The sequence below is a fragment of the Sulfidibacter corallicola genome (assembly GCF_017498545.1).
Classification (GTDB): Bacteria; Acidobacteriota; Holophagae; order Acanthopleuribacterales; family Acanthopleuribacteraceae; genus Sulfidibacter; species Sulfidibacter corallicola.
The window spans coordinates 3,834,374-3,860,955 of the sequence record NZ_CP071793.1; the positions used below are offsets into that span (position 1 = coordinate 3,834,374).

General features: G+C 60.6%; 25 protein-coding genes. 13 read left to right on the forward strand and 12 right to left on the reverse strand.

The features are described 5' to 3' along the window. Window positions 1-8: 8 nt before the first annotated feature. From J3U87_RS11165 to J3U87_RS11195, 7 genes are all read right to left on the reverse strand, one after another. Window positions 9-641: a type IV pilus inner membrane component PilO gene (locus tag J3U87_RS11165; protein ID WP_237383116.1), complete on the reverse strand. Its 633-nt coding sequence runs from the start codon at window positions 639-641 to the stop codon at window positions 9-11. Then, the gene (locus J3U87_RS11170; protein ID WP_237383117.1) at window positions 638-1,345 is read right to left on the reverse strand and encodes a PilN domain-containing protein; all 708 of its coding nucleotides are present in this window, start codon (window positions 1,343-1,345) and stop codon (window positions 638-640) included. The genes J3U87_RS11165 and J3U87_RS11170 overlap by 4 nt, the downstream gene beginning before the upstream one ends. Continuing rightward, window positions 1,342-2,376 carry a type IV pilus assembly protein PilM gene (gene pilM, locus J3U87_RS11175; RefSeq protein WP_237383118.1) on the reverse strand — a complete coding sequence of 345 codons (1,035 nt, stop codon included), beginning with the start codon at window positions 2,374-2,376 and terminating at the stop codon, window positions 1,342-1,344. Before pilM ends, J3U87_RS11170 begins: the two co-directional genes overlap by 4 nt. Before the next feature lie 663 nt (window positions 2,377-3,039). Beyond that, window positions 3,040-3,807: a Stp1/IreP family PP2C-type Ser/Thr phosphatase gene (locus tag J3U87_RS11180; protein WP_237383119.1), complete on the reverse strand. Its 768-nt coding sequence runs from the start codon at window positions 3,805-3,807 to the stop codon at window positions 3,040-3,042. Window positions 3,808-3,818: 11 nt separating this feature from the next. Further along, window positions 3,819-4,490, reverse strand: coding sequence for a J domain-containing protein (locus J3U87_RS11185; protein WP_237383120.1), 672 nt, complete (start codon window positions 4,488-4,490; stop codon window positions 3,819-3,821). A 155-nt stretch (window positions 4,491-4,645) separates the two neighbouring features. Next, a complete protein-coding gene (locus tag J3U87_RS11190; protein ID WP_237383121.1) occupies window positions 4,646-5,755 on the reverse strand; it encodes a hypothetical protein in 1,110 nt (369 codons plus the stop codon). Window positions 5,756-5,779: 24 nt separating this feature from the next. Next, on the reverse strand, window positions 5,780-6,877 hold the full coding sequence (locus J3U87_RS11195) for a helix-turn-helix domain-containing protein (RefSeq protein ID WP_237383122.1): 1,098 nt from the start codon (window positions 6,875-6,877) through the stop codon (window positions 5,780-5,782). Window positions 6,878-7,030: 153 nt separating this feature from the next. Here J3U87_RS11195 and J3U87_RS11200 point away from each other — a divergent pair, with 153 nt between their 5' ends. Further along, window positions 7,031-7,639 carry a hypothetical protein gene (locus J3U87_RS11200; RefSeq protein WP_237383123.1) on the forward strand — a complete coding sequence of 203 codons (609 nt, stop codon included), beginning with the start codon at window positions 7,031-7,033 and terminating at the stop codon, window positions 7,637-7,639. 114 nt (window positions 7,640-7,753) lie between these two features. Here J3U87_RS11200 and J3U87_RS11205 read toward each other — a convergent pair whose 3' ends face one another. Then, on the reverse strand, window positions 7,754-8,515 hold the full coding sequence (locus tag J3U87_RS11205; RefSeq protein ID WP_237383124.1) for a tetratricopeptide repeat protein: 762 nt from the start codon (window positions 8,513-8,515) through the stop codon (window positions 7,754-7,756). Between the two features lie 577 nt (window positions 8,516-9,092). On the opposite strand from J3U87_RS11205, the gene pdxS reads away from it, so the two are divergent. The 4 genes from pdxS to J3U87_RS11225 are packed head-to-tail and all read left to right on the forward strand — an operon-like array spanning window position 9,093 to window position 12,086. Next, window positions 9,093-9,932 carry a pyridoxal 5'-phosphate synthase lyase subunit PdxS gene (gene pdxS / locus J3U87_RS11210; RefSeq protein ID WP_420038299.1) on the forward strand — a complete coding sequence of 280 codons (840 nt, stop codon included), beginning with the start codon at window positions 9,093-9,095 and terminating at the stop codon, window positions 9,930-9,932. A 15-nt stretch (window positions 9,933-9,947) separates the two neighbouring features. Continuing rightward, window positions 9,948-10,550: a pyridoxal 5'-phosphate synthase glutaminase subunit PdxT gene (pdxT, locus tag J3U87_RS11215; protein WP_237383126.1), complete on the forward strand. Its 603-nt coding sequence runs from the start codon at window positions 9,948-9,950 to the stop codon at window positions 10,548-10,550. 21 nt (window positions 10,551-10,571) lie between these two features. Then, window positions 10,572-11,597, forward strand: coding sequence for a CAF17-like 4Fe-4S cluster assembly/insertion protein YgfZ (gene ygfZ, locus J3U87_RS11220; protein WP_237383127.1), 1,026 nt, complete (start codon window positions 10,572-10,574; stop codon window positions 11,595-11,597). Window positions 11,598-11,639: 42 nt separating this feature from the next. Continuing rightward, a complete protein-coding gene (locus tag J3U87_RS11225; protein ID WP_237383128.1) occupies window positions 11,640-12,086 on the forward strand; it encodes a 6-carboxytetrahydropterin synthase in 447 nt (148 codons plus the stop codon). 25 nt (window positions 12,087-12,111) lie between these two features. Here J3U87_RS11225 and J3U87_RS11230 read toward each other — a convergent pair whose 3' ends face one another. The 3 genes from J3U87_RS11230 to J3U87_RS11240 form a co-directional block, all read right to left on the reverse strand. After that, window positions 12,112-13,566, reverse strand: coding sequence for an aldehyde dehydrogenase family protein (locus J3U87_RS11230; protein ID WP_237383129.1), 1,455 nt, complete (start codon window positions 13,564-13,566; stop codon window positions 12,112-12,114). A 12-nt stretch (window positions 13,567-13,578) separates the two neighbouring features. Further along, window positions 13,579-14,352: a glucose 1-dehydrogenase gene (locus tag J3U87_RS11235; protein WP_237383130.1), complete on the reverse strand. Its 774-nt coding sequence runs from the start codon at window positions 14,350-14,352 to the stop codon at window positions 13,579-13,581. A gap of 70 nt (window positions 14,353-14,422) precedes the next feature. After that, entirely contained in the window at window positions 14,423-15,811 is a 1,389-nt protein-coding gene (locus J3U87_RS11240; protein ID WP_237383131.1) for a glutamine synthetase family protein, read from the reverse strand. Between the two features lie 1,048 nt (window positions 15,812-16,859). Between J3U87_RS11240 and J3U87_RS11245 the strand changes: the two genes are divergently transcribed. The 6 genes from J3U87_RS11245 (at window position 16,860) to typA (ending at window position 23,357) form a co-directional block, all read left to right on the forward strand. After that, window positions 16,860-17,864 (forward strand): lysophospholipid acyltransferase family protein, encoded by a 1,005-nt coding sequence (locus J3U87_RS11245; protein WP_237383132.1) that lies wholly within the window; start codon window positions 16,860-16,862, stop codon window positions 17,862-17,864. A 156-nt stretch (window positions 17,865-18,020) separates the two neighbouring features. Beyond that, window positions 18,021-18,380, forward strand: coding sequence for a VOC family protein (locus tag J3U87_RS11250; protein WP_237383133.1), 360 nt, complete (start codon window positions 18,021-18,023; stop codon window positions 18,378-18,380). 353 nt (window positions 18,381-18,733) lie between these two features. Then, window positions 18,734-19,591: a heme o synthase gene (gene cyoE, locus J3U87_RS11255; RefSeq protein ID WP_237383134.1), complete on the forward strand. Its 858-nt coding sequence runs from the start codon at window positions 18,734-18,736 to the stop codon at window positions 19,589-19,591. Between the two features lie 36 nt (window positions 19,592-19,627). Further along, entirely contained in the window at window positions 19,628-20,581 is a 954-nt protein-coding gene (locus J3U87_RS11260; protein ID WP_237383135.1) for a hypothetical protein, read from the forward strand. A 94-nt stretch (window positions 20,582-20,675) separates the two neighbouring features. After that, window positions 20,676-21,302: an elongation factor P hydroxylase gene (locus J3U87_RS11265; protein ID WP_237383136.1), complete on the forward strand. Its 627-nt coding sequence runs from the start codon at window positions 20,676-20,678 to the stop codon at window positions 21,300-21,302. Between the two features lie 204 nt (window positions 21,303-21,506). Then, window positions 21,507-23,357, forward strand: a complete 1,851-nt coding sequence (gene typA, locus J3U87_RS11270; protein WP_237383137.1) for a translational GTPase TypA — start codon at window positions 21,507-21,509, stop codon at window positions 23,355-23,357. 119 nt (window positions 23,358-23,476) lie between these two features. Here typA and J3U87_RS11275 read toward each other — a convergent pair whose 3' ends face one another. After that, entirely contained in the window at window positions 23,477-23,785 is a 309-nt protein-coding gene (locus tag J3U87_RS11275; protein ID WP_237383138.1) for an MTH1187 family thiamine-binding protein, read from the reverse strand. A 155-nt stretch (window positions 23,786-23,940) separates the two neighbouring features. Between J3U87_RS11275 and nfi the strand changes: the two genes are divergently transcribed. Together nfi and J3U87_RS11285 are read left to right on the forward strand one after the other, a co-directional pair. Continuing rightward, window positions 23,941-24,645 (forward strand): deoxyribonuclease V, encoded by a 705-nt coding sequence (nfi, locus tag J3U87_RS11280; protein WP_237383139.1) that lies wholly within the window; start codon window positions 23,941-23,943, stop codon window positions 24,643-24,645. A gap of 16 nt (window positions 24,646-24,661) precedes the next feature. Continuing rightward, window positions 24,662-26,575 (forward strand): beta-N-acetylhexosaminidase, encoded by a 1,914-nt coding sequence (locus J3U87_RS11285; RefSeq protein WP_237383140.1) that lies wholly within the window; start codon window positions 24,662-24,664, stop codon window positions 26,573-26,575. Window positions 26,576-26,582: the final 7 nt, after the last annotated feature.

Here is a 26,582-nt window from a genome sequence, read left to right on the forward strand (position 1 = left end):
ACAGCCCCTTACCTCCTTCCCCGTTTGCCCTTCTTGTTCTTGCCAGACTTGGCGGCACGCTTCTCCTCGATCTGGGCCTTGAGCTCTTCAGGGGTAGGTTCGCGATAGGTGAATACCGACACGATGAATGTCGCCTTGACCGAATAACCGATGTTTTCCTTATCATCGGGCCGACCCAGGCTCAATCCCTTGATGTTGACGATGCGCGGATAGTTGGTCAATTGCGCGAAAAATCGTCCGAAGTCGTGGAAGGAACCCCAAGCCTCGTAGGAAAAGGGATGTTCGATGATGACATCATCGGTAACCGGTTTGTTGTTGGTCGCACGAACGATCTCGATGCCGTTCTCGTTGGCGTAGCGCTTCACGTCGGCCTGAAACTTGGGCTTGTTGATATCGACGGGAAGAACCTTCTTCAGACGGTCGAGCTGCGCGCGCAAATGGTTCATCTGCTCCTGGAGTTCGGCGGCCGAACGCTGGATGTTCTTGGCGACGCGAATATCCTGCTCCAGTTCGGAGATTTTCTTTTCCGTACTGGTGATATTGGTCTTGATATCCTTGAGGAACACCCAGTTGGTCAGAATGAGGCCGAGCACGATGATGCCGAGCCCCGTGAGCGCCTGCTGTAACTTGGTCAGTTTCATGGTGCGCCGCCCCCGCTTTGCTCACCCGCGGTATCACCGCCGCTGCTTACGGGCTTGATCTTGAAGTAGAGATCGAAACTGTACCCAGATCCTTCCTCTTCTTTCTGAAATTTTTCGAACTGGTTGAGATCCAGATTGGCGTAGCGGCGATCCAACGACTGAATCTTCTTGGCGAAATTGGTGATGGCGTCGGTGTTCTTGGCGAAACCCGAAACCTTGACGTCCAATGAAGACGGTAGGCTGCGCCCCTTACTGGGCGCGAACGAGGAACGTCCGGCACCGGTGGCCTGGGTCAGGTTGCGATCGAAACCCTGGTTGATGGAACTCAACCACACCGACTCGGGAAGCACGTTGTGCACGTCTTCCATCAGCTTGACCGGGCCCTCGCGGCGATCTTTGAGGGAACTGATCTTCTGGATCTTCTCGTTGAGCAACTCTTTTTGAATCTCGAACTCTTCGCGCTTTTCGATCCAGATCTTGACCTTGTCGTATTCGGCCTGGAGCTTGCGCTGTTCGTTCTTCAAGTCCTGTAACTTATTTTTGTAGTGGCGATGCCAAAAGAAACCACCCAAGAGCGCGATCACGATGGCCACGATGAGAATGATGTTCTCTTCGAGTTCACTGGACTTCTTCGCCGCCTTCTTGGGCGTCTTCGGGGCACCGGCCTTGCGCTCGGCTATCAGGTTGATGCGTATCATGGTCATTTGTCGCCGACCCTCCTCATCGCCAGCCCCACCGCAATGGCGGCACTTGCCCGCAAATCATGAATTAGCTGGGGGTTAAACTGTTTCTCATTATAGCTGATATTCTGAAAGGGATTAAGCATTTCCACCGGAGCCTCGAAGCGCTCCGAGAGGAAGGAATCCAGGTTGAGGATCTTGGATCCGCCCCCAGTCAGCATGATGCGGTTGATCTTTTCGGCGGACGTCGTGGCCTTGAAGAAATCGAAGGTCTTCTGGACCTCGACGCCGAGGTCGTTGGTCACGCTCGAGAGGATGGGGATCACGCTCTCGAAATTGATGTCGTCGACCGACTCGCCGCGTTTGAGCTTCTCCGCCGTGTCGAAATCGACGCCCAGGTCTTTTTGGATGGCGTCGGTATACACATTGCCACCAAAAGAGATATCACGCCAGAAGATGGAGTTGCTTCCCTGAAGAATATTGATGTTCATCACGGAGGCACCGATGTTGATCAGGGCGGTCACCTGAAAATCGGACAACTCGTAGTTGGCGGTCAAGGCGTTCTGCAGCGCGAACGAGTCGCAGTCCACCACGACCGGGTTCTTGCCGGCCTGCTGGACCACACTGACGTATTCCGAAACCTTCTCTTTCTTGGCCGCGACCAGGAGGACATCCATGTTGCCGTCACCGCGGTCACCCTCGTCCAACACCTGGTAGTCCAGGTAGACGTCGTCGATGTCGAAGGGAATGTAACTTTCGGCTTCCCAGCGAATGGATTCGCTCAGTTCGTCTTCCGACATGTAGGCCATGGTGATCTTCTTGATGATCACACTGTGACCCGACACCGCGATCGCCACCTCGCCGGTCTTGATCTTGTTTTCGTTGAACAGCTGAACGATCCCGTCGACCACGACCGTGCTGTCCATTATCGAGCCGTCGACGATCACCTCGGGCGTCAGATGGGCGACACCGAGGTTGACCAACTTCCATTTGTTTTCGACTTTGGAAAGAGGCTTGAGCTCGACGAGTTTCACGGCGCTGGAACCAATATCCAAGCCCACTAGCCCCTTGGACTTCCTAAACAGCACAACCGCCCCCTTTCATTCATGCAAAACCCAAGAAAATACAAGCTTATGAGTCACTAAGAGTGTGGAAACATTAGCACTTTCCAAGTTTAGGAGTCAAGCTACATTATCATCGGCTTATCCGCAAAAACATTTAACGTTTTTGTAGATTTGGCGTGTAAAACGTCACGTTTTTCGGGACCTTGTTCTGTTTATGTGAAAAGATTGTCAATTTTCACCAAAGAAAAAAATCACCCTTTTCCCATACCATACAGCTTCAGAGCCCTCATCACTCGTATTTACAACGCTCTAGAGCCGACAGATAAACTACTACCTAACGACTCAAACAAGCTTATCGCGTCCAATGCCCATACTAAACCGGCTAGTTGCAAACGCGGGTTTTTATATCACCCCGGCAAACCGACTCCGCCGAAGCTCTCTCCTACAGCCCACCAACCAAACCAAGAACGACACGCCACGCGCCACGGCGATCCGAACCGACGACAAAGCGAGGCCTGTCCACCTCATCGAGAGTTCCCAGTAAGGCTGCATTTTCACTTTACCTGAAAAAACCGCCGGGCCGAACGTCCATTTTCAATTTCGCCGTTGAATTTGAGATGGCTCACAAACAGACTGTTTTTATCGGCTTAGGCCTCATTCGAAGACCCGGATCAAGGCCACCGTGATGTTGTCGTCGCCGCCTTTCCGGTTGGCTGCGTCCACCAGCAAATGGGTCATGTCGTCCAAATGAGCGTCCTTGTTTTGGGCGATGACCCCGAGTATTTCGTGATCGGTCAACATCGAGTTCAAGCCATCGGAACACAGCAACAACAAATCGTTGTCTTTCAGCAACAGGTCCTTGAGATCGGCCTTGACCTCGACCCCGCTGCCGAGGGCCTGGGTGATGACATTGCGAAAAGGGTGGTTACGGGCGTGCTCCAGGGTTAAAAAGCCCTGCTTGAGCTGTTCGTTGACCCAACTGTGGTCGGAGGTCAGCGCCGAGAGTTTTCCTTCGCGGAAAAGATAGGCCCGCGAATCGCCCACGTGCGCCACGGTGCAATGTGCACCGCGAATGATGGCCGCAACAATAGTAGTACCCATGCCGCGACATTCGACGCGCTCCAATGTAGTACGACGTATTTTTTCATTGGCGAGATTTATGGCAAAACGCAGCTTGTTGGCCGTCAGCGATGCGCTGGTATCGTAGGTATCGGGCCAGGTCCAATCTTCGTCGCCCTGGGACTGCAGCAACACCGATTCGATTTCCTCGACGGCCAGGCGACTGGCCACCTCTCCGGCCGCGTGACCACCCATGCCGTCGGCGACGACAAAGAGGCCCAGCTCCTTGTTGGCGCAGAAATTATCTTCGTTGGCCTTGCGCTTCATACCGACATCGGTCGCCACATAGGATTGGAAATACACGTCAGCGTCTCCTATTTTTTGCCAAAAATTCCACCCAACAGTCCGCCCTTCTTTTTGAACCGACCTTCCTTCTTGGCATCCTCGGGATCCAATTCCGCGGCCATTTCCGCCAGTTTCTCGTCCTTGGGAAACAACTGACGGGCCCGGGCGACGACGCCCTTGGCGCGCGTTTTTAGCCCATATCGCATCAATAACTGGATCAAGCCATGGTGGTATTCGACGTTTTTGGCGTTGAGCGAAAGGGCCTTTTCGATGCTTTTCACCGCATCTTTACCCCGACCGGAGACGCGACTCTCCGCCATACCTTTGTAGTACCAGGCATCGGATGATTCTTTGAAATAGATGGAGCGATTCAGGGCGTCGATCGCCTGTTCGAAATTCCCGGCGTTATAGCGTGCCAATCCCATTTTGTAATGGCGTTGCGCATTGGTGGCCGGATCCTCGTGAACCTCCACCTTGGGTGTGATGCCGGATGCCAGCGTCTTGTCGTGCCTTGCACGTAAACGACTATCCTTAAGGGTGTTAAATGCAATTACAATGGTCTGATAATGTTTCTCGGCCCGTTCCCGCTCCGCTTCCGGAAACCGATCTGGATGATATTGCTTGGAGAGGCGCCGAAACGCCTTATGCAAATCGTCCCTCGTGCAGGTACGCGATACTTCCAATACCCGGTAGTAATCCATCGAGAACTAAGCCTCTCAGAATGAGATTATTGAAACCATTTTAAGATAAGGTTGCGGCTTGTCAATTTAGAATCGTGACCGAATCGTGCAGAAAAGCCGATCGCAGCCGCCGAAAACGTCCAAACCGGTCGCCATCCCACCCCTCTCCGACGACGCTACCGATTGGCCTGCATCTGGCGGCGGGCAACGGTCCGCAGCGCTTCCGGGATATTTTTATCCCGCATCAGCATGCGCACGTCGTTCTTGTTGAGACGAGGAAATAATTTGAGCGTAAATGCGAGCGGCGTGCGAGGATTGCGCACCAGGTTGAGCACGACCTTGTAGTTTTTGGTCCATTCCCGGTTCATGGCGATCAACCGCAAGACGTCGGTCTGCACGTTGCGCAAGTTCGAGTAGAATTCGATTTCGGACTCGGTCACGCGCGGCGATTTGACGACGGCACAGGAAACCAGCTTGTTGGAATCGCGAATCAAGGCGTTGCGGTACTCGCGGTCGCCCTTGATGGCGGCCTGAATCTTCTGGGGCACCGACATCTCCTGGATCAACTCCAATACCGAGCGCTTCTGTTTGGCGGCGTCCTCGGCCATGCGCTGCTTGATGAGATCGGTCTGGTCCTTTTCCTCGTCGAGGGCGGCCGCGATCTTCTCGGCAGCCTTTTTGGGAACGACCTTGGACTCCTTCTCCTTGCCGAAGGTCTCGACGAAGGCCTTGGCGTCGGCGATGGCTTCGGCTTCGATTTCCTTGGTCGACTTGTTTTGGAGCACATCGACGGAGTCCACCAACTCCTTCAGCAGCAATCGCTCGTATTCGTCGAGCTTCTGCTTGTGAATCACGGAAAGGCCGGGATTGGCGCGCAATTTCTCGATGATACCGGGCTCTTCGAGAATCTTGACCTGGTTGTTGACGACCAGGTCGAGCATGTCGACCTCGATCACCGAAGCGATTTCCATGATCGCGGAGCCCGGAGTATTGGGATTCAGGAGGGTGGAACTTTTCACCTCGCCGGTCAAATGACACTGACGCAAATAAAAGTCGAGATACTCTGATTTTTGCTCTCGATCTTGAAAAAACGGCTTTTTTACACCGTCACTCAAACTATCAAAAGTCTCACGAGCATCATCCAAATAGTCCTGATTTTCTTCGCAAAGATAATAAAGCGCCAGTATCAATTCTTCCGCTTCGAGCGGAACAATACCCTTTACGACGGCCTCTTTCGCCTGATCGGGCAGCTCACCTCTACGGATCTGTTCGAGAACCCCTTCCATGGATCGTGCCTCCCTGCGCCAGATTTAGTTTTCAGTGCTTTCTTCGAGAACTCGCTGCAACGACTCGATGAACCGACCGGACTTGAAATCGGTGACGAGGACGGACCCGCTCCGGTCCGAGCCCGGACGAAAGACGTTCGACCCCTCTTGAATCACCACGCGCTCCAGATCCCATATCTTAATAGTATGGAGGTAGCCGGTGCGGTACGCGCGATAATCGCCGGCCTCGATCTGGCGATTGGTCTGGGAGGCACCGTCGATGTAGACCTCGATCCGGACCGGTGCCATTGCATAAATAATGAATAGGTCCTCCAGCCGCTCGGCTTCGCCGTTGACGATGGTCAGGCCGTCCAGCTCGTGGACGGGGAGCAGATCGTCGCGCATGGGCGGCGTCGGCTGGGAAGGATCGCCCGACCCCGGCGCAGGGTCGTCTTCGCGCGCGGCGGGACTCGAGGCGCTTTCGTCGAGCGAATTTCGGTCTTCGATCGAATCGGGCGGTCGCAAGGGTCGGTCGGCCGCGGAAGACGCCGACACGTCACGCGTTTGGACGTCGGAGGGAGGCGGCGACGTCCCGGCCTGGCTGGGTGCGGTCGTCGCGGAACCGGCCGTGGTGGTGACGGTGCCCGCGCCAATCGGGTTGGTGCCGGCATCGCCGGGCGATGAATCGATCCGATCGGTCGGCAACGGCAACGAGCGCACATCGGAACCCAACTGGGGATGGGATTCACCCGAATCGGAGGGAATCAGGCCCCAGGGTTCGAACACGAAGGCGCCGATCAGGGCCGCCACCAGGAGAACGATCAACATGATCAGGAGATGGCGACGGCGCTGTCGCTTGTAATCGCCGTCGTCCATCTTGGTCTGCTCCTGCTGGAGCACGAAATGAGGCTTGATCTCGTATTGCTCGTGGTATTCGGCGGTGATGATATCTTCGTCCAGGCGAAGGAACTGGGCGTAGGTGCGCAGGAAGTTGCGCGTATAGACCCCGCCCGGCAACGCGGTGACGTCGTCGTTTTCCATCGCAATGAGAAACATCTTGGCAATCTTGGTGTCGCGGGCGACATCGTCCAACTCGAGGTTCAATTTTTTGCGCGCCCGTTTCAGCTTTTCACCGATGGTCATGTGAAAATGCTCCGTTTCTGATTGCGTCTTGTTTGGCTTGTCTTTGGGTGTCGCGCCCACAAGCGCCCCCTACATTGGTTGGAAGACTTATTTTATCCTAATTTAATCCAAGGACATGTTGTAAACGAGGGGTGAGAACCCAAAAAGAAGTGTATGCTGATTTCGAATGCCGAACGGCGGCGTTCTCCCCGATCCACCATCCCGCCTCGCGCCGAGGCGAGCCGGGTTCGCCGCCTCAAGGAGCTGGCAGTGTCCTTCTCTTCGATCGATGACGATCACCTGTTTTTCGACCTGCAGACAATGGCCGTGGACGCGCGCCATCCCGAGCGTTGTTGGTTGCTGGTCAAGCGGCGGGAAACCCTGGCCGACCTTCCCTGGCGCGAGGTGTTCCTGCTCTCCGTGCCCAAACCCGACGCGGGCGACGACCGGACCGCGACGGGCGAATCCTCCCCCGACGCCGCACGACTCATCCGCAGCGGCGAGGCCACGCCCCTCGAGGAGGCGCGACGCTATTTCGAGGATTTGGCCGGCGGTCGCATCGCGGCCGATTTGCCACCCTTCGCCCTGGCTCACCTGGGAGACGACGAACCGGACCTCGCGACCCGGTTCTCCGCCGAACGCGAATATTTCGCGGAACGGTTCACCCACGAGGCCCCGCGCCTCGGACTCCAGGGCTTCCTGACAAAATGCGCCCAGCGCTTCCCGCTCGCCGAGGAAACGGCCGCCGAAATACAAAAGGTCCTCTCATGGCTGAAACCCTGACGGGTTCAGTCACGGAGGACCTTTCTCAAACGCAGGTCGAAGGTGCAGCGGAACGCAGGGGTCCCCGACGGGTCGTGAACGAACCCTATCGGCCCCAAATCCGGCCGTTTCGATTCAGGTCGCTTCGGTGGCGGCTTGCTCGCCCTCGCCCAGCTCCTTGAGAAGCTCTTCGGCGGTGGAGAATACCGGCGGCCGATCGTTCACGTCGTTTTCCTTGTACTTGTCGACCAACTCGTTGAGCAGGGAACGCGCCTGGGAGAGGTCGCCCTTGCCCTTGAAGCAACGGGCGCGCTGAATGGTCACCAGTTCGTCGACTTCGGGGAAGGTCGCGCCACGCGCTTTCTGGAGGGCGTCATACTGCGCCAGCGCCTTGTCGTACTCGTTGCGGGCCAGGTAGAAATCCGCGAGGCCCTTGATGCCGAAGAAGCGGTAACCGTTGTTCTTGGCGATGATTTCCTGGTAGACGGGCTCGACTTCATCCTGACGGCCGAGCGCGATCAGGCAACCGACCTTATGAATCAGCGCCTGCTGACGGGTGATGCCGGATTGTTCGGAGATCACCTTCTCCACTTCGAGCAGTGCGGCCTCGTATTGAGCCTTTTTTGAATCGAACTTGAGTTCGGTTTCGAGGTCTTGATCATCTTGGCTGGCGGAAAGGATTTTCTCCACCTGGTAAACGGAAGCGGCGTTGGTGTCCCTCTGGGTTTCTCTAAGGGACATGAAGCCGAAAATGAGCGCGAGGATCAAAAGCGCTCCAAGGGAGCTGCCCAACACGATTTTCGGTTCGTCGTGTGCAAACCGGGCACCGCGCTCCATGACGTTTAAAAATTCGTCATCCTTGAGAAGTTCTCTGCGTTCTTCCTTGCGTTTGGTCATTTTGGGGATTCCTCGGTTGTCAAAAAAGTCTCGATGGCGTTCTCGAAAAGCATCGAGCCGCGAAGGGCATGGGAAGGATCCAAGACGAATCGAACCCAGTTGGGTCGAAGAGCCGCCCGTCCTCGAACCGGAGGCGGGAGATATCGGAACCGGTGGACCAGGGCAACGGCACGTCGAACGGAAAAAAAATGCCCGCAAAGTTCAATATGATACATCAAATGGGGGCTTAGAAAAGTAAAACCTGCGGGGCGATCCTCGCGCGAGCCGGTTGCGCGAGCCGATTTTTTCAGGACAGGCGACGGGCGCCGAGGCGGTGCGGGCGAGGGCCGAACGGCCGAAGGTCGCGGGAGTCATCGACTTGTCGCCGTTGTGAAGTTGCAATACAGATAGTTTGGAGCGATAATGACGCTCCGAAATACGGTGGGCCGTTTTCGTGGTGTCGACCCTAGCGATTTTTATTTAAGTGTGGCATGTCGAAACCCGGAACCACAGACACCATAAATCGAAGCGGCCTTTGAATGGAGGGGCAGGAGTGAAAGAAGTTGGCACGATCGAGCTGAAAACCGGCTTGGCCGAGATGTTGAAAGGCGGCGTCATCATGGACGTCGTAACGCCCGAACAGGCACGCGTCGCCGAAGACGCGGGAGCCGTGGCGGTCATGGCCCTCGAAAGGGTCCCCGCCGATATTCGGGCCCAGGGCGGCGTAGCGCGCATGTCCCCCCCCGAGCTGGTCTCGGCCATCAAGGAATCGGTCAGCATTCCCGTGATGGCGAAATGTCGTATCGGACATTTCGTGGAAGCCCAGATCCTGGAATCACTGGGCGTAGACTTTATCGACGAGAGCGAAGTGCTCACCCCCGCCGATGAGGAAAACCACATCTGGAAATCGAGTTTCAAAACACCCTTCGTGTGTGGTGCCACCTCGTTGGCGGAAGCACTGCGACGGATAGGCGAAGGTGCCGCGCTGATGCGCACCAAAGGCGAGGCCGGCACCGGCAATGTCATCGAAGCCGTGCGTCACATGCGCATGATCAACCGCGGCATCGCCGAACTGCAATCCTTGGATCAGGGGTCCCTGATGTCGCGCGCCAAGAAGATGGGCGCCCCCTTCACCCTGGTTCAGTACGTGGCGGAAAAAGGAAAACTGCCGGTACCGAACTTTGCGGCCGGAGGCATCGCCACCCCGGCCGATGCGGCCCTCATGATGCAGTTGGGCGCCGAGTCGGTCTTCGTGGGCTCCGGCATCTTCAAGTCGGGCGACCCGCTCAAGCGCGCCACGGCGATCGTCAAGGCGACCACCCACTTCAAGGATCCCGCGATCCTGGCCGAGGTCTCCAAGAACCTCGGTGAAGCGATGGTCGGCATCAACATCAGCGAAATCCCCGAAAAAGAACTACTCGCGGGACGCGGCTGGTAAATGGTAGAGGTCGGCATGATCGGCGTTCTGGCCATTCAGGGCGGCTTTGCCGCCCACATCAACGTGTTGCGACGGCTGGGCGTGCCGCACCGCGAGGTGCGCCTGCCTGCCGATCTGGCGGGCCTCCAGGGCCTGATCATCCCCGGCGGCGAGTCCACCACGATGCTCAAGCTGCTTCAGGCATTCGACATGAAGCAACCGCTGCAGGAGTTCGCCGCCTCGGGCCGCCCCATTCTGGGCACCTGTGCCGGCGCCATCCTGATGGCGGAGCGGGTCACCCATCCCGAGCAGGAAAGCCTGGGATGGATTCCCGTGACCATCGAACGCAACGCCTATGGCTCGCAGCGCGAGAGCTTCCAGACGACGCAAGCCTGTGAAGCCTGGGAGATGGACGCCTTTCCGGCACTGTTCATTCGGGCCCCCCGGTTCCGGGAACCCCGGTCCGAAGTCGAGGTGCTCACCCGCCTGGACGACCACATCACGGGCGTGCGCTACAAGCACTTCACCGCCATCACCTATCACCCGGAATTGACCGAAGACGACCGTTTTCACCAGGCTTGGCTCACCCATCAGGTCCACGGAGCCGAGACCGAACCGGTAGAACAGGTCACCACCTGACCCGGCATCGCAGGGAGCCCCATGACCAAATCCCATTCCAGCGGCGATTCGAATCCGCCACAGTCCGGAGCGGAACAACTCCTCGAAAAAGGCGACTTCCGACTGCCGGGCCACTTCGGCCCGGGCGAGCACGAGGTACTGGCGCAGAAATGCGGCGTCGTGGAGTTGGTCCAGAATCGGTTCCTGCGCGCGTCCGGCAGCGACACCCAAGCCTTCCTGCAGGGCATGCTGACGCGCGATCTGCGCACCATGGCCGTGGGCGAGGCGGGTGAAACCCTACACCTGGAAGCCAACGGGAAGACCGTGGCCCTGCTGTATCTCTACCGCGAGAGCGACACCGACTGGTTGATCGAAACCCCGCCGGACATGTCGGAATCGATCCGGCAGACCTTCGACAAGTACATCATCATGGAAGACGTGGCCCTGATGCCGCTCGACACGCACTACGCCTTCTCGCTGCAGGGCCCGGAAAGCTCGGATCACCGCCAGGCCCTGGGCGAAGAAAACCCCGAGTGGATTTGGATTCCCCACGACCGCTGTGGCCACGGCGGCTTCGACGTGCTCTGTCCGGTCGAGGAGGCCGGCGAGGCGATGACCCGCCTGGTCGACGCGGGCTTGCGCCCCATCGGACTGAATGCACTGAACTTCGCCCGGATCGAAGCGCTTCGACCCTGGTTCGGACAGGACATCGCGGTCGGCGAGAACCCGTTGGTCTACGGTCATGGCGATCGCATCGCCCGCGACAAGGGCTGTTATCTGGGCCAGGAAACCGTGGCCAAGACCCGCGATCGCGGCAGGCCGCCGCGCCTGCTCGTACAGGTCGAATGCACCGATCCCACCGCCGATCGGCTTCCCCATCTCCCCAACGACGTCACCCGGGACGGTGCCTCCGTAGGTCAACTGACCTCTTGGTCCATCAGCCCCGAGGGGACGCGTGTGCTGGGGTTGGCCACGCTCAAGTTCAGTTCGGCCGAAACCGATGCGGCGCTACTAGATGGCGCGGGCACCGAATGGAAAGTTCGCCGCGTGGTCTCCTACAAGAGCTGATCGCCCACCCACCACCAATTTCCCAGTAAGGCAACGTTCATCATGAAGGTTCACGGTCGCGAATACGAAATCGTCGTCAGCGTACAGAAAACGTTCCGGGGCTCCCATTCCCTTCCGGCGAGACCCGAGCTCCACGGCCATCTCTGGGAAGTGGAGTTCAGCGTATCGGGCCCCCTGGATCCCAGCACCGGCATGGTGTGCGACATGTTGGTACTCTCGGATTTCTTCGGGCCCTACACCCGGGAACTGGACAACGGCAACCTGCACGAGCTGCCGATGTTCCAACAGGCCGACGAATTGGTCAGCCTGACGGCGAAATACCCCACCTGCGACACCCTGGCCCACTACTTTCTGTGGCGCATCACCCCCGATTTCGAGAAGGATCCCCGATTCAGTCGCCTGCGCCTGTGCGAAATCACGGTCTGCATTTGGGAAGAGAACAAGAGCCGGCGCTGGGGACGCGCCAGCATTCGCCCGCGCGGCACCTGACTCGGGGTCGCTTCCGCCGCACGCCTCAGTCGTCGGCGATGAACACCGACTTGAGCTCGCTGAACTGAGCCAAGGCCGCCATGCCCTGTTCGCGGCCGGAGCCGCTGTGTTTCATGCCGCCAAAGGGCATCTCGATGTGCACACTGCTGCTCGAATTGATCGAGAGGCATCCGCTTTCCACGGCCCTGGCCACCCGCAGCGCACGACCGATGTCGCGCGTCCACACCGATCCGCTCAGACCGTAATCGGTTTGGTTGGCGGCCTCGATCGCTTCGCCCTCGTTGTCGAAGGGCATGATGCAGGCGACCGGACCGAAAATCTCCTCATTCATGATCTTCATATGGGCCTTGACGTCCACGAAGATCGCGGGAAGCAGGAAATTCCCGTCGGCCAAGGGTTCCTCGGCGGGGATCTCACCGCCCTGGAGCAGGGTGGCGCCCTGATCGACGCCGGCACTCAGGTAACCGCATACGCGGGCCCGATGAGCGGGTGTGATCAAGGGTCCGATCTCGGTATCCTCGTCGTCGGGCATGCCGACCTTCAGACGTCGCGTTCGCTGTGCGAACCGGGCCACGAACTCGTCGTAGACCGAGCGCTCCACCAAAATGCGCGAACGGGCACAACAGTCCTGGCCACAGTTGTCGTACACGGCCCAGACGGAGGCGTCGACACATTGGTCCAGGTCCGCATCGGAAAACACGATGGCGGCCGACTTGCCCCCCAGCTCCAGCGAAACCCGCTTCAACCCTTCGGCGGCCACCTTGGCCACGCGTTTCCCCGTTGCGGTCGACCCCGTGAAGGAGACCTTGCGCACCAGGGGGTGCTCCACCAAGGCCACGCCCGCCATGTCCCCGAGTCCGGGAAGCACGGTCAAAGCGCCGTCGGGAAGCCCCGCCTGCAGCGCGAGTTCGGCGAAACGAATCGCGCTCAGCGGGGTGGCTTCGGCCGGTTTGATCACCACCGTGTTGCCCATCGCCAGAGCCGGCGCCACCTTCCAGGCCGTGATCAGGAGCGGGAAGTTCCACGGCACGATCAAGGCGCAGACGCCAAGCGGCTCGTGAAAGACGAAACCGTGTCCGCGCGCGCCCAGGGGTACCGTCTGACCGCAATATTTGTCGACGGCACCGGCGTAATAGTCGAAACAACGGGCCACGGCTTCGATTTCACCGCGCGCGGCGGTCACCGGTTTACCGACGTTGCGAGACTCCAGGCGCGCCAGTTCCTCACCGTGGTTGCGCACGGTTTCGGCGAGGCGCGCCAGCAACGAGGCGCGGTCGCGCGCGTGCATCGATCGCCAAAGATAGCCTCGATAGCGCGCATGGGCGCTCTGGACGGCCAAGTCGACCTCGGCCGCACCGGCCATCGCGACCGTGGCCACCACGCCGCCATTGGCGGGATCGACCACTTCGTACCGGCCCGAACCGGCGTAGGCTTCCCCCTCGATCATCAGGGGATAGTGAGGAACATCCGCAGCGCGCATCGCCAACTCCCGTCATTCAGGTGTCACATAGGCAGCCGTGAGCCCTCCATCCACGGTGAAGGCCGTGCCCGTGACGTAGGAGGAATCGCTTCCCGCAAGAAAAAGCGCGGCATCGGCCATTTCCGAGGCCAGCCCGAAGCGGCCCATGGGCACGTGCACCAGACGACGTTGGCGTTTTTCTTCGGTATCCAGGAACGACATGAGGAGTTCGGTCTTCAACGGACCGGGACACAGCGCATTGATGCGAATGTTTTCGCGCGCGTGCACCACGGCCAGCTCCCGCGTCATGGCCAACACGGCTCCTTTGCTGGCAGTATAGGCCAACTGGGGCGTGGCCGCACCCATCAAGGCCACGAAGGAGGCGGTGTTGATGACGGAACCGCCGCCGGAACGGCGCAGGGCGGGGATGCCGTACTTGCAGCCGTAGAAGACGCCCTTCACGTTGACCGCCATCGTGCGATCCCACACTTCGTCCTCGGTGGATACGGCATCGCCGTCGCGGCTGTCCATGATGCCGGCATTGTTGAACAGGACGTGCAGGCCGCCGAAGGTCTTTTGGGCGAAGGTGACCATCTTGGCGCAATCCTCGGCACGCGAAACGTCGGCGCGCACGAAACGACAGATGAGGTCTTCCCCGCGGATGCGTTCGGCCAAGGCCTCGCCGGCCTCTTCCTGAATGTCGACGGCGACCACGGCGGCGCCCTCGCGCGCGAACTTCAGCGCGGACTCCATACCGATGCCGTTGGCGGCACCCGTGATCAGGGTGACCTTGTTCTTCAACTTCATGTGTACCTCTTTATTGGTGAAGGGGCGAGCCGCATCGGCGACGAAGGCCGTGGCAAAGCCACGGCGTGGTCTAGATCTGCTCGAAGTAGCGACGGCGCTCCCAGTCGGTGACGGCCCGCTCGTAGGCTTGGAGCTCGGTCTTGTAGAAATGGAGGTAATGGGCCACCACTTCCTCGCCGAGCGCCTCGCGGGCGAAGTCGCTTCGCTCCAGGCCGGCGATCGCCTCGGCGAAGGTGCGCGGCACCTGGTGCAGGTCGGCCGCGGCATACACGTCGCCCTGGAACATGGGCGGCGGCTCGATGCGGCGGCGGATGCCGTCGAGCCCGGCGGCCATCACCGCGGCATAGGCCAGATAGGGATTGACGTCCGCGCCGCAAATCCGCGATTCGATGCGCAGCGAGGAGCCGCGGCCCACCACGCGGAAGCCGGCGGTTCGGTTGTCGTAACTCCAGGCCAGGCCGGTCGGCGCCCAGCTACCGGCCTGGAACCGCTTGTAGGCGTTGACCGTCGGCGCGAAAAACGGCATCAGTTCGGCGGCATGAGCCATCCAGCCCCCCAGAAACCAGCGAAACGCGTCCGATACCTCGATCGGACCGAGCTTCTGGTCGCCGGCGAACAGGTTTTTCCGACCCGCCGTATCCCACAGGCTCAGGTGGGTGTGGCAACTGGAGCCGGCCAGGTCCTCGCGGTACTTGGCCATGAAGGTCACGGCGTAGCCCGCCTGATCGGCGATCTCCTTGAGGCATTGTTTGTAGATCGCGTGCCGGTCGGCCATCTCCAGCACGGGTGCATAGCGAATGTTGAGCTCGTGTTGTCCGGGGCCCCACTCGCCCTTGCTGAATTCGACCGGAACCCCGCTGGCGTTCAGGTGGCGTCGCGCCTCACCGTTCACCACCTCTTCGCGCGCGCCCTGCAACATGTGGTAATCCTCGATGTAGGCGCCGAAGGTCTTCAGGTCGCGGTAGTCCTTTTCGCGGGCTCCATCGAAGGAGTCCTTGAAAAGAAAGTACTCCAATTCCGAGGCCGCCTTGGCGGCGAAGCCCATGTCGCGAGCCGCTTCGACCTGCTTCTTCAGGATGTTGCGCGGGGACACGGCGATCGGGGTGTGGTCGGCCTCGTTTTCCAGGTCGCAAATGACCAGGGCCGACTTGGGCAGCCAAGTGGCCAGGCGCAGGGTGGTGAAATCGGGTACCCCGTGGAAATCGCCGTAACCGCGTTCCCAATTGGCGAATCGATAGCCCGGAACCGGTTCCATATCGATGTCGGTGGTCAGGAGATAGTCGCAGGCGTGAATGCCGTGGCCTTGGGTGTGATCGAGGAAAAAGGTGGCGGCGATGCGTTTGCCCATCAGGCGCCCGTAGTGGTCGGGAAACACGGTCAGCACCGTATCCACTTCCTTTTGGCGGATGCGCACTTCGAGCTCTTTGAGGGACAGCATACCGATCGGACTGGTATCCATGGTCGACGACTCCTCATCGCGTCGCGGGTGGGGAGGCGGCACCGGTGACACCGCGAGCGACGCGCAAAAGAAAAACGAAAACATTCAAACTGGGAAGTTCCGCTCCCATCTTACCCAGAGCCGCCCGTTTTTTGGGTGATTTTTCGTGGAAAGCGGTTGCGGAGCGATGGCGGTGGCCCTCCATGGGGTTTGGCGGGAGTTTCTTCAGCAGCGAATCGCCGCTCAGGTCGGTGGCCGGTGTGCCGGACCACGGCTTGCCGGACCACGGCTTGCCGGACCACGGCTTGCCGGAGGCCGGTGTGCCGGTGGTTCGGCATTCCGGCAATTGGGTTTCAAATCGAAACGATTCGCTCGGGAGTTCCCGCACTCCAATGAGAGGCGTCGTGCACGGCCGTGCCCGCCACACATTCTGCAGCCGCGTGTTTTAATTGCGCCGACCCTCAAAAATATATCGGAACTCCGATCATGGATCACTTCGGCAAGTCCATCGGGCCGATGGACCTACCGGGCACGACGACTCTCTCGGCATTCGTTCACTCCGAGGCGGTTCGTTTCAATATGGAGACACAGAGTCGGTGCTCAGACCAGGGGCCTGGGTTTCAAGTGGGTAACTAATCGAAGCCAATCGCTAGGGGGTTCCCGCATTCACGAGAGGGGCGTCGTGACCGGTAGGTGCGCTGGCCTTACCGGCCCTGGCATACCGGCCGTGCCATACCGGCCCTGCCCGCCGCACATTAATTAGGTTGGAACTCCGATCATGGATCACTTCGGCAAGTCCATCGGGCCGATGGACCTACCGGGCACGACGACTCTCTCGGCATTCGTTCACTCCAAGCTGGTTCGTTTCAATATGGAGACACAGAGGTCGCGGCGTCGCGATCCTGCGCGAGAACCACCAGCACCTGCGAGAATCGACGCGAATCCGGCCACGGCGGCCTGCGTCGTGCGCCGCGCGACTTGGTTTTTGGCGGGGGCTGCTATATCATCGCAAACGCGCGTCTCGCATTTGCGTCCTCACGCGCCACTCCCCTCTCTTAGGATTCCCGGCATGCAAGAGCCAGAATCGCGTGAATCGGCACCCCAGCCACCAGAGGAAGGCCGCATTCGACCGCCCGGCCCGGACCGGAAACTGACCCTGGTCCACGTGTTCCAGTACCTGCTCGTCCGGTTCCTGGAGTTCTTCGTCACGATCCTGCCGCTGCGCCTCGCACTGTGGTTCGGCAGCCGCATCGGCGACGCGGTCCACGCGCTGGACAAGAGACACCGCAAAATCGCGCTGTTGAACCTGGATCAGGCCTTTGGCGATCGCAAAGGCGAGATGGAAAAGCGGGCGATCGTCCTGGAATGCTATCGCCATTTCGGCCGCGCCATCATCGAAACCCTGCGCCTGCCGCTGATTCACCCCGGCAACTTCACCAAGTACGTGGAACTCGACAACGTCGGCGGCTTCTACGAGGGGCTCAAACAGGGCAAGGGCGTCATTCTGTGCACCGCCCACTACGGCAACTGGGAAATCATGAACCTGGTGCTCGGCTACCTGAACCTACCAATGTCCGTGGTGGCGCGCCCGCTGGACAACCCCCTGGTTCACCGGTACCTGGAACGGCTGCGCAATCGCAACGGCAACCAGTTGATCTACAAGCACAAAGCCGTACGCAAACTGCTCTCGGCACTCAAGGAAAACCGCGTGGTGGGACTGGTCAACGATCAGAACGTCCACGACCGCAACAAGATCATGGTACCGTTTTTCGGGCGCGATGCGGCCACCACGCCCACCCCCGCCGCGCTGGCCGTCAAAACCGGCGCCCCGATCGTTACCGGGTTCGCCCTTCCGCTGGACAGGGGTCGCTATCGCCTCAGCTTCGGGCCGACGCTCCACGCCGACCCCAACGCGGACAAGGATGCCGAAATTCGTCGCCTGACCCGCGAGATCAACCTGCGACTGGAAAACCAGATCACCTACCACACGCCCTATTGGTTTTGGGTGCACAAACGTTTCAAACACGACGAAAACGGCGAAACCCAGTTCTACAAACGCGACCGCGACGTTTAGACGGTAACGAACGAAAGAATCGTTGACAGCCGCCCGCGTTCCCCTTTGAATATTAGGTTTTCCACGAATACGCAGGTGCGGGGACCGCTTGCCGCGAATCCCCAATGCACGAGGTACCACGGCACCCGACGTGTCCGGTACTGGGAGGGCAAAACCATGATCGATCACGTCGGCTTGGACGTTCGGGACTACCAAAAGAGCCTGGCTTTTTATCGCAAGGCCCTGGCGCCGCTCGACTACGAACTCATCGTCGAAATCCAGGGTTGGGCCGGATTCGGACGCGGTGGCGTCCCCACCTTCTGGATTCGCGGCGGTCGCCAAACCAGCCAGGCGGTCCATATCGCCCTGCGCGCCAAGAGCCGCGAGCAGGTCGGCGCCTTCCACGCCGCCGCGTTGGCCGCCGGTGGTCGCGACAACGGCGAACCCGGTCCGCGCCCCCACGAGCACGACTACGGTGCCTTTGTCGAGGATCCCGACGGACACAACATCGAAGCGGTCTGCGGCGAACCCGCCTGACCTGGGCGAACACCGTTCGACGCTCGCGTCGGCCGCGTGCTTTTTTGCCGACCCACCGCGCCGCCCCTGTTAAAATGGGCCCGGGAACGGTTTCGGGCGCCCCTTTGCCATGGGCGCCAACCAAACGGAACAGCATTTCATGATGGGGACGATCGCGGGACGGCCCCCCCACGATCTCGAAACACCCAGGCCATCGGTCCCGGTCGTCCGCGGAGGATGCTCGCATGCCGGAGCGCGCGATGCCCCATCGTCCGAAATCCAACCGAGTGACGCCCTCACCGGATCGTCACCCGCATCGCAATCGCCTGCCCCGATTTCCCTTCCCAACATTTCTGCGGCCCGGAACGACGCTTTTGCAACACAAATCACTGGTATACCTGGAACTCACCAAACCGCGCGCCCTGGCGATGATCGTCTTCACCACCGGTTTGAGCTACCTCATCGCCGCCACCCGCACCGTCGATACCTATCACCTGTTGCTGACCTGTTTCGGCGTGACCCTGTCGGCCGGCGGCTCCCTGGCCCTGAACCAATACATGGAGCGTGAGTTGGACAGCCGCATGGCGCGCACCCGCAGCCGACCGATCCCTTCGGGCCGTGTCGACCCTCGCGCCGCCGCCATCTTCGGCTGGAGCACCATGCTCGCCGGCTATGCGTTCCTCTGGCTGGTCATCAACCCCGCCTGCAGCATCGCCACCATGGTTTGCGGGATTTCGTACAACTTTCTGTACACCCCCCTCAAGCTTCGCTCCAGCTTCAGTAGCTGGGTCGGCGCCATTCCGGGCGGCATGCTGCCCATCATGGGCTGGGTCGCCGCACGCGGAAAATTGGAAATCGGTGCATGGATTTTGTTCTCCATACTGTTTCTCTGGCAAATACCGCATGCGCTCATCATCAGCATTCGCCATCAAAAGGACTACGAATCCGCCGGTATGAAACAACTGCCGATCATTTCCCACCACCTCACCAGTCGCCGCCAGATGGTCCTCAACGTCCTGGTGCTCGTGCCCGTCAGTGTCATGCCCTTCTACATGAACATGACCGAAATCCTCTATCCCATCACGGCCCTGATCCTCGGATTCTGGCTGTACGTGGCGGTGGTCCGTTACGCCCTCAACGTCACGGAGGGAACCGCTCGTTTCGTATTCATTTCGCTGACGGCCTACCTGCCGCTGCTGTTGCTCGCCATGTTCTTCGACAAACCCTCTTGACCCGAAATCGGGTACCCGCCTTCCAGGGAGGTATCGATGACGTTCCGTTTGCCCCCATTCCCCACGCTTTCCGCCGCGCGACGACCCGCCACCGCGCTTCTGACCCTGCTCTGGTTGACCGCCACGGTGGTCGCGGCAGAAGTTCCCGCCACCGACCACCAGACTTTCAGCGACTATTGGTACGGCGGTAAGGCCGAACTCAATCGCTACAAACTGGAGCAGGCACGCTACGGCCAGATCCACCAGGGCGACTCGGTCCTGATCTTCGTGACGGAGGACTTCCTCAAGAAGGAACAAGTCAAGCGGGACCGCGGCAAAGCGCCCGCCGACACGGTGCTCAAACTCAACGCCATGCACCACTTCAACACGGGGATCTACACCTATTCGCTGATGACCTCGAGCTTCACGACCGTCGATTACCGGAACCCCTTCACCCACAAGGTCGCCTTTACCGGCCAGGACTGGTGCGGCCACACCTTCATGCAGCTCAATCAACGCGACGAGAAATACCGGGTCCAGGTCCGCTCCTATTTCCAGGGCGAGGGCGACAAGGATTTCGCATTGCCAACCTCGGCCCTGCTGGAAGATCGCGTGTGGACCCAAATCCGCATCGCACCCGCATCGCTGCCCACGGGGCGCGCGAACATGGTGCCCAGCCTGCAGTTCTCGCGACTGCGCCACGTTCCCGCCAAAGCCCAACCGGTGGATCTGAGCTTGGAAAAGGTCCGCGAAGCGGCGTTCGGCACGAACGAGCTGTACCGCTACCGCATCGACTATCCCGAGCTGAAACGAACGGTGGAGATCTACTTCCAAACCAAGGCGCCCTACCGCATCGAGGGCTGGCGAGACACGCGCACCAGCGGTTTCGGCAGCGATGCCAAACCGCTGACCACCACCGCCATCCGCACCCACACGGTTCAAGAACCCTACTGGCGATTGAACCGGGTGTCGGATCTCCCGCGCCGCGAATCGCTAGGCCTGACCCCGTGACCCGACCGCCAACGCGCCGGTGGGTTCCGCCCCATCGGCCCGCCCCGTGAAAGCCTCGCGAACCATACACCAATGAGACGAGACCAGCACCACCATGACCGCCACCTCTCCCCTTTCCACGCATCATCCAGCCGAAATCGCCCCTCCCGCCCCCTCCACGAACCCCAACGAAGCCGCCGAACACCGCAACGAAGACCTGATCCGAATCTTCAACGACCTGTTCGTGGATAGGTTCGCCACCGAACTGGTGCGCGGCGACGAAGAGCCGATCTACCTGCCGGCCAACGAAAACCGCGCCCTGGCCCAGGTGGTGTTCGCCCACGGTTATTTCGCCAGCGCCCTCCACGAGATCGCGCACTGGTGCGTGGCCGGGCGCGCGCGGCGCCGGCTCGAGGATTTCGGCTATTGGTACCAGCCGGACGGACGTACCCTGGAACAGCAACGGGCCTTCGAGCGGGTGGAAGTCAAACCCCAGGCCCTGGAATGGATTTTTTCCGTGTCCTGCGGCTTTCGTTTCCGGTTCAGCGCCGACAATCTCAGCGGCGCAAACACCGACATGAAGGACTTCAAAAGGGCCGTGTGGCGCCAGGTCCACACCTATCTGGAACGGGGATTGCCGAAGCGGGCCCGCATCTTCAGCCGCGCCTGTCGCAGTTTCTACGGCACCGAATCCCAATTCGGCCCGGCCGCCTTTCCCGATCCCCTGACCGCGGTCCCGTGACGGATAAGGCTTGTGCCGTTCGAGTGTGCGTGGTAGAAAGCGAGGGTTTGTGCCGTAGCGACGGCTGACTCACCCTGGGCGGACGCGACCGACTCGAGCGATTCACACGGCATGGAGGTCCCTCGACCTCGCCACATGCCTGCCCTGCCATTACCACTTTCCTCGGGCCTTCGGGTTCGAGCGATCTTCTTCGGAGAACATCTTATGAGTGCGCGCCCCATGCAAACCAACGATCGTTTGCGCAACATTGCCATCATTGCCCACGTCGACCACGGCAAGACCACGCTGTTGGATTCCATGTTCCACCAAAGCGGCCTGTACCGCCGCGGCCAAGACGTGGAGGACCGCGTGATGGACAGCATGGACCTCGAACGGGAGCGCGGCATCACGATTGCCGCCAAAAACTGCTCGGTCCTGTACAACGACATTAAGATCAACATTTTGGATACGCCCGGCCACGCCGACTTCGGCGGCGAGGTGGAACGGGCCCTGATGATGGTGGACGGCGTCATTTTGCTGGTGGACTCCTCGGAAGGCCCCCTGCCCCAGACCCGCTTCGTCCTGAAAAAAGCGCTCGAATCCCACAAAAAGATCATCGTGGTCATCAACAAGATCGACCGCAAGGACGCGCGCATCGCCGAGGTGATGGACGAGATCTACGAACTGTTCTTCGACCTGGATGCCGCCGAAGACCAGATCGAGTTTCCGGTACTCTACGCCATCGGCCGCGACGGCATCGCCCAGACCGATCCCGAAAAACCGGGCAAGGACCTGCGCGTCCTGTTCGACGCCATCGTCGAGGAAGTGCCCGGTCCCAGCTACGACCCGGAAGCGCCCTTCCAGATGCTGGTCTCGGACCTGAGCTATTCGGACTACCTGGGCGGCCTGGCGATCGGCCGCATCGCCAATGGCGCGGTGCGCAGGAACAGCGAACTGGTGGCGCTTCAGGAAGGCAACAAGATTCTGAACCTGCGCTCCACCAAACTCCAAGTCTACGAAGGCCTGAAACTGGCGGAAGTGGACGAAGCCCAACCGGGTGAAATCGTGGTGCTGGCCGGGATCGAGAACGTCCACATCGGCGACACGATCTGCGCCAAGGACACGCCGCTGGCCATGCCGCGCATTTCCATCGACGAGCCCACGGTGGCCATGGCCTTCACCGTCAACTCGTCGCCCTTCTCCGGCACCGAAGGCGAGCACGTTCAGTCCAACAAGCTGCGCGAGCGACTGCACAAGGAAACCCTGCGCAACATCGCCATCCAGATCGAGGAAGGCGAGGGCGTCGACGAGCTGTTGGTCAAGGGCCGTGGCGAATTCCAGTTGGCGATCCTGATCGAGACCATGCGGCGCGAGGGCTTCGAGCTTTCGGTCGGCCGTCCGCGCGTCATCATGCGCCAGGAAAACGGTAAACTGATGGAGCCCATCGAGCACCTGTTCATCGACTGCGCCGAAGAGCACGTGGGTGTGATTTCGGAGAAGCTGAGCCAGCGTAAAGGCCGCATGGTGAACCTGGTCAACCACGGCACGGGTCGGGTCCGCCTGGAATTCTCCATCCCGGCGCGAGGCCTCATCGGGTACCGCAACGAGTTCCTGACCGACACCAAGGGTATGGGCATCATGAACGGTTACCTGGAAGGATACGAGCCCTATCGCGGCGATTTCCCCAGCCGACTGACCGGCTCTCTGGTGGCCGATCGCTCGGGCGAAGCGCTCTCCTACGCCTTGGGCAACCTGGAACCGCGCGGCGTGCTGCTGATCGAGCCGGGCGAAAAGGTCTACGAGGGCATGATCATCGGCATCCACAACCGTGCCAACGACCTCAACGTCAACGTGTGCAAGGGCAAGAAGCTCACCAACATGCGCGCCTCGGGCCGCGACGATGCGGTGGTCCTGAGCCCGGTCCAGCCGATGTCGCTGGAACGCGCCATCGAATTGATTCGCGACGATGAACTGGTGGAGGTCACGCCCAAGAACATCCGTTTGCGCAAGAACATCCTCAACATCACGGAGCGCGAAAAAGCGGAGAAAAAAGCGCGACTGGCGAAGGGCGAATAGAGCCCGCCCACCGCGAACCCATATCGAGCCGGCCCCCATGGCCGGCTTTTTTATTGCTCGAAATCAAACGAACCGCACGCCGTGGATGTACGGCGCACTGGTGGAATCCATCGATGGCGCTATTCCGCGGCCTGGAGTTTCTCGCGCACCGAATCGATCTTGTCCTCCATACTCTGGGACTTGTCGGTCCGGGTGAACGCCTTGATCGTGCTGCCGATGCGTACGGCACCCATCTCGTGCAGCTTCTCGTGGCAGACCTTGATGGCGCCGAACACCTGGTCCCACTCCCCTTCCAGGTTGGTTCCGTTGGCGTGCAACTGGGCCTTCAGGCCGTGTGCGGCAAAGATCCGCTCACACTCGGCGATGTAGGGCGAAAGCGACAATCCCACGCCCATGGGGATGATACACACGTCCACGATGACTTTCACGGTCCTACCTCCTCGGAAATGTCAAAGGGTCTCTTGGAATCGAACCACTCCATTGTAAACTGGGAACGCCGTCGTGGCGGCAGCCGATGCCGCATTCCGTCAATTGACGTGGTATCGGCCTCGCCAAACCGGGATTCTGCCCAGAAGGAGGCCCGATGCACATTCGCAAGTTGCACCCGTGGGACCTGGACACCAAGCAAGCCGCGGACGTTCAGAGGGAATTGGCCGCGGAAGTGATCCTGACCGACCGATTGGATCCGATCGAGTACGTCGCGGGCATCGACGTGGGCTACGAAGACGGCAACACCGTGACCCGAGCGGCTGTCGCGGTGCTCAATTTCCCCTCACTGACCCTGGCGGATTGGATCCTGGTCAAGCGACCCACCACCTTCCCCTACATCCCCGGATACCTTTCCTTTCGCGAAGTGCCGGCCATCATCGACGCGCTGGAGCAGTTGAAGGTCACGCCGAACATCCTGTTCTGCGACGGACACGGCACCATTCATCCGCGCCGCTTCGGGATCGCCTGCCATTTGGGCATTCTCACGGGGCTGCCGGCCGTGGGTGTGGGAAAAACCCCCTACGTGGGCAAACACGACCCCTTGGCCGACACCAAAGGGTCCTGGCAACCGATTCGCCACAAAGAGGAAGTCATCGGCGCCGCGGTACGCACGCGCGTCGGCGTCAAGCCGATCTACGTATCGCCCGGACACCGCATCTGCCTGGAAACGGCGATCTCGCTGGTCCTGAAATGCACCCTCGGCTACAAACAGCCCGAGACCACACGCTGGTCTCACCGCCTGGCCTCCGGTCCGCCGATTCCCGAGGAGAAGCTCGCCGGCGGGCTGACCTTGAGCTGACCGTGCGGGGGCCCTCATGACGTCACGCTCCTTCGCGCGCGCACTCGAGACGCGACTGTGGCCCAAACCCCTCCGGTTGCAGACGCTCGAATCGTCTTGGGTGTTACCTGCGGTGGCATTCCACCCCACGGCGGTTTCAAGTCGGCTCACCGCTACGCTCGCACGCTTGCACACCTGCCTGGAGAAACGGGGCGCGCGGGGCGCGCGGCGCGATGGGACCGATACCTGGCTGCGACTGGACCTCGTGCCCGATTGGCGGCCCGATGTGCGCGAACGCGCCGAGCTTGCGCAGGGCTATCGCCTCGTGCTCGACGCATCCGGCGCCCACATTCAGGCGCCATCCGAAACGGGTCTGCACCACGGGCTGAACACGCTGATTCGCATCATCGACCTTCTCGAACCGGTCCCGGAGGCCGATACGCGCATCCCCGGCCTGGTCGTGGACGATGCGCCCCACTTCGCCGTGCGCGGCGTTTGCCTGGACATCAGTCGCTGTAAAGTCCCCACGTTGACGACGCTGGAATCGCTGACCGATCTCCTCGCCTCCCTCGACATCAACCACCTCCAGCTCTATACCGAGCACACCTTCGCCTATCGCGGCCACGAAACCGTATGGCGCGACGCCTCGCCGCTGACACCAGCCGATGTCCGCCACCTGGCGACCCATTGCCAGGCGCGATTCATCGAGCTCGTGCCCAACCAAAATAGTCTCGGCCATTTTCACCGCTGGCTGGTGCACGAGCCCTATCGCAAGCTCGCCGAGGTTCCGGAAGGGTTCGAACATCCATTCAGCCCGACACCCGAGCCGTTCAGCCTCTGTCCCACCGATCCGGCGTCGCTCACCCTCTTGGAAGATCTCTACAGCCAGTTACTGCCCTTGTTTTCGAGTACCGGCTTCAACGCCGGCTTGGACGAGACCATGGATCTCGGCAAGGGCCGCTCGGCCGAAGCCTGTGCCGCACGGGGAACGACCGAGGTCTATCTCGAGTTCCTGAACCAGGTGGCCGATCGGGTCCGGCCCTACGGCAAACGCTTGATGTTCTGGTCCGACATCGTGATCGCCCGCCCGGACCTGTTGGAACGGCTTCCCGAGGACGCCATCGCGCTCGAGTGGGGGTACGAGGCGGACCACCCGTTCAACGAACACACCAAAACGCTCTTGGAAAGCGGACGGGAGCTGTATCTCTGCCCCGGCACCAGTTCGTGGAACAGCATCGGCGGCCGCTTCACCAACGCGCGGGAGAATCTGTCGCGCGCCGCGCGCCACGGATACGAGGCAGGCGTACCCGGCTACCTGATCACCGACTGGGGCGATCACGGACACTGGCAACCGCTGCCCGTCAGTTATCCCGGCCTCGTGATCGGCGCGGGTCTGGCCTGGAACAGCGGGGCCGACGTAACGAACGACCGAGGGCACTGGTCCCACGTTCTGGCCCGCCTGGTGCCGGACCTGGCCAGTCGGGAGCAGGCTCGCTACCTACTGGAACTGGGAGACATGTACCGCCTGACCGGGGCCCGGACGATCAACGGTTCGGCCCTGTTCTTCCTGCTGCACTTCGCCCATGGCGACCTTCGCCACGAGCGGCTGGGCGGAATCGATCGCCAGGGCCTCGAACGGGTTCGCGACGCCCTGGCCGATTTGGGACAACGCGACGACACCCACGTGACGAACGAAGACCAGACCCAGGCGGAACTGCGCTGGGTGCGCGAGTTGATGTGGTTCGCCGCCGACTTCGGCTTGGCCAGGTTCGATGCGGGCGAAACGCGTCTCGTCGGCGAGCTTCCGCCCGCGCGGCGCCGCGAGTTGCGACAGCGCGTGCGGCACGCGAGCGAGCGATTCGCCGAACTCTGGCCGGCACGATTCCGCGAAGGCGGCTTGGCCGAGAGCCGCAGGCGCTTCAAACGGCTGATCGACCTACTGGGAGATTGACGCCAGG

Excerpts from the sequence above, each read along its gene's own strand:
- ygfZ (WP_237383127.1), top strand. The coding sequence starts at position 10,572 with ATGACCAAATCCCATTCCAGCGGCGATTCGAATCCGCCACAGTCCGGA.
- J3U87_RS11230 (WP_237383129.1), bottom strand. The coding sequence starts at position 13,566 with ATGCGCGCTGCGGATGTTCCTCACTATCCCCTGATGATCGAGGGGGAA.
- pdxT (WP_237383126.1), top strand. The coding sequence starts at position 9,948 with ATGATCGGCGTTCTGGCCATTCAGGGCGGCTTTGCCGCCCACATCAAC.
- J3U87_RS11195 (WP_237383122.1), bottom strand. The coding sequence starts at position 6,877 with ATGACCATCGGTGAAAAGCTGAAACGGGCGCGCAAAAAATTGAACCTC.
- J3U87_RS11240 (WP_237383131.1), bottom strand. The coding sequence starts at position 15,811 with ATGGATACCAGTCCGATCGGTATGCTGTCCCTCAAAGAGCTCGAAGTG.
- J3U87_RS11205 (WP_237383124.1), bottom strand. The coding sequence starts at position 8,515 with ATGACCAAACGCAAGGAAGAACGCAGAGAACTTCTCAAGGATGACGAA.
- J3U87_RS11190 (WP_237383121.1), bottom strand. The coding sequence starts at position 5,755 with ATGGAAGGGGTTCTCGAACAGATCCGTAGAGGTGAGCTGCCCGATCAG.
- pdxS (WP_420038299.1), top strand. The coding sequence starts at position 9,093 with ATGTTGAAAGGCGGCGTCATCATGGACGTCGTAACGCCCGAACAGGCA.
- J3U87_RS11170 (WP_237383117.1), bottom strand. The coding sequence starts at position 1,345 with ATGACCATGATACGCATCAACCTGATAGCCGAGCGCAAGGCCGGTGCC.
- J3U87_RS11265 (WP_237383136.1), top strand. The coding sequence starts at position 20,676 with ATGACCGCCACCTCTCCCCTTTCCACGCATCATCCAGCCGAAATCGCC.
- J3U87_RS11285 (WP_237383140.1), top strand. The coding sequence starts at position 24,662 with ATGACGTCACGCTCCTTCGCGCGCGCACTCGAGACGCGACTGTGGCCC.
- nfi (WP_237383139.1), top strand. The coding sequence starts at position 23,941 with ATGCACATTCGCAAGTTGCACCCGTGGGACCTGGACACCAAGCAAGCC.
- J3U87_RS11200 (WP_237383123.1), top strand. The coding sequence starts at position 7,031 with ATGCTGATTTCGAATGCCGAACGGCGGCGTTCTCCCCGATCCACCATC.
- J3U87_RS11185 (WP_237383120.1), bottom strand. The coding sequence starts at position 4,490 with ATGGATTACTACCGGGTATTGGAAGTATCGCGTACCTGCACGAGGGAC.
- typA (WP_237383137.1), top strand. The coding sequence starts at position 21,507 with ATGAGTGCGCGCCCCATGCAAACCAACGATCGTTTGCGCAACATTGCC.
- J3U87_RS11165 (WP_237383116.1), bottom strand. The coding sequence starts at position 641 with ATGAAACTGACCAAGTTACAGCAGGCGCTCACGGGGCTCGGCATCATC.
- J3U87_RS11250 (WP_237383133.1), top strand. The coding sequence starts at position 18,021 with ATGATCGATCACGTCGGCTTGGACGTTCGGGACTACCAAAAGAGCCTG.
- J3U87_RS11235 (WP_237383130.1), bottom strand. The coding sequence starts at position 14,352 with ATGAAGTTGAAGAACAAGGTCACCCTGATCACGGGTGCCGCCAACGGC.
- J3U87_RS11225 (WP_237383128.1), top strand. The coding sequence starts at position 11,640 with ATGAAGGTTCACGGTCGCGAATACGAAATCGTCGTCAGCGTACAGAAA.
- J3U87_RS11260 (WP_237383135.1), top strand. The coding sequence starts at position 19,628 with ATGACGTTCCGTTTGCCCCCATTCCCCACGCTTTCCGCCGCGCGACGA.
- J3U87_RS11245 (WP_237383132.1), top strand. The coding sequence starts at position 16,860 with ATGCAAGAGCCAGAATCGCGTGAATCGGCACCCCAGCCACCAGAGGAA.